This is a genomic window from Saccharomonospora iraqiensis subsp. paurometabolica YIM 90007 (assembly GCF_000231035.2).
GTDB lineage: Bacteria > Actinomycetota > Actinomycetes > Mycobacteriales > Pseudonocardiaceae > Saccharomonospora > Saccharomonospora paurometabolica.
Map to the genome: position 1 here is coordinate 38,372 of NZ_KI912257.1, position 1,832 is coordinate 40,203.

A 1,832-nucleotide genomic window follows, 5' to 3' on the forward strand; every position below is an offset into this window, starting at 1 on the left:
CCACGGCCAACCGGCTCGCCAACTTCGACGACGCCAACCTGCGGCGCTCCGCCCGGGCCGCCGTGGCCGCGGCCGCCCGGGTGGAGCGGGCGGTGGAGATCCTCGGGGACACGGCCCCCGACCACCTGCTGACCGCGGGCAGGCTCCGGCTGAGCAACCGGCAGGCGTCCCTGGAGGAGCTCGGGCAGCTGTCCGACCCGCCCATGACGAAGGACGCCATCGCCGGGCGCATCCGGCGGCTGCTCTCGATGGCCGACAAGCGGGCCAAGGATCTGGGGATCCCGGACACCGAGTCGGCGGTGACCGAGGAGATGCTGGAGAACGAGGTCTGACCCGTCCCGCGCCCCGCCGGGCCCGATTCGGTCCCCGGATCAGGTGTGAACCGGCCGGGTTTCGTCCATCCGGGTGGAGAGGTCGGGTCGTCGTGTCGGCGGGTGTCCGTCGTCCGGCGACCGCATCGCCAACGGCCGGGCCCGTGCCGGCGTCCTTCCGGGGTCGCGCACGGCGCCCGCGCCAGGAAGGGGGCCTCGTGGACGGACCACGGATCGGCACCGGCGGTGTCGGGGACGGCGGTGTCGGGCAAGGCGGTGGTGTCGCCGGTGCCCTCCCCGGTCGCGTGCACGACTGGTTGCGGCGCAGGTCCGCGCGCGCGGACGACTGGACCGCGGCGGAACTGGCCGTGGCCAAGGGAACACGCACGGTCAGTGTTGTGATCCCCGCCCGGGACGAGCAGGACACCGTGGGCCGGATCGTGCGGACCGTCCGTGCGGCGCTGGTCGAGCGGGATCGCCTGGTCGACGAGGTGGTGGTCGTCGACTCCCGCTCGCGCGACGCGACGGCCCGGGTGGCGGCCGAGGCCGGTGCCACCGTCGTGGCGCAGGACGCGGTGCTGCCCCCGCTGCCCGGGATGCACGGGAAGGGGGAGGCGTTGTGGAAGGGGCTCGCGGCCAGTACCGGGGACGTGGTGGTGTTCGTCGACGGCGACCTGTACGACTTCACCGCCGGGTACGTCGTCGGGCTGCTCGGGCCGTTGCTGACCGACCCGGGGGTGGACTACGTCAAGGGGTTCTACCGGCGTCCGCTCGCGGACGGGACACACACCGAGGCCGACGGCGGGGGGCGGGTCACCGAGCTGGTGGCCCGTCCGCTGCTGAACATGTACTGGCCGGAGCTCGCCGGGTTCGTCCAGCCGTTGGCGGGGGAGTACGCGGGCCGACGCTCGGTGCTGGAGACCATCCCGTTCGTCACGCACTACGGCGTGGAGGTCGGGCACCTGATCGACCTGCTGCACAGCCGCGGGCTGGACGCGCTCGCCCAGGTGGACCTCGGCATCCGCACCCACCGCCACCAGGGCACCCAGGCACTCGGCAGGATGGCGGGCCAGATCATGCTCACGGTCATGGACCGGCTCGACCGCAGCGGCCGGGTGGTGGCGGCCGAGCCGCCGTCGGCGTTGCTCACCCAGTTCCGCGGGGGCGGGCCGGACGGCACGGACCGGGAGGTCGTCGTCACCGACCTCGCCGTGCGGGAGCGCCCACCCCTGGGCACGGTGCGTGCCGACGTCCCCGCACGGGACGGGCACCGACCCGCCCACCGTGCCGGGGCCCCGGCTCCCCCGTCCGGGCGCGTTTGACCGGACACCGTCCGGGCTACACCCGTGCCGCACCGTGTGCGGTCGGCCCCGGCGCGTGACACCGGGCTCCCGGGACGCGGTGCCGTGGGCCAGGTCGAGTGTGGGGAGTCCGGTGTGGACGACGGAGGGGACGCGCCCGGCGGCGCGCGCGCAGACACGCCCGGAGAAGCTCGCGGGCGCCGGAGCCCGGGTGCGGTGC

The 1,832-nt window shown here is 75.1% G+C and carries 2 protein-coding genes; both read left to right on the forward strand.

The window, feature by feature from the left end:
* Positions 1-332, forward strand: a 332-nt coding sequence (gene whiA / locus SACPADRAFT_RS28765) for a DNA-binding protein WhiA (RefSeq protein WP_040924612.1), incomplete at its 5' end; no start/stop codon positions are given.
* A gap of 284 nt (positions 333-616) precedes the next feature.
* The gene (locus SACPADRAFT_RS0219130; RefSeq protein WP_051442518.1) at positions 617-1,633 is read left to right on the forward strand and encodes a glucosyl-3-phosphoglycerate synthase; all 1,017 of its coding nucleotides are present in this window, start codon (positions 617-619) and stop codon (positions 1,631-1,633) included.
* Positions 1,634-1,832: the final 199 nt, after the last annotated feature.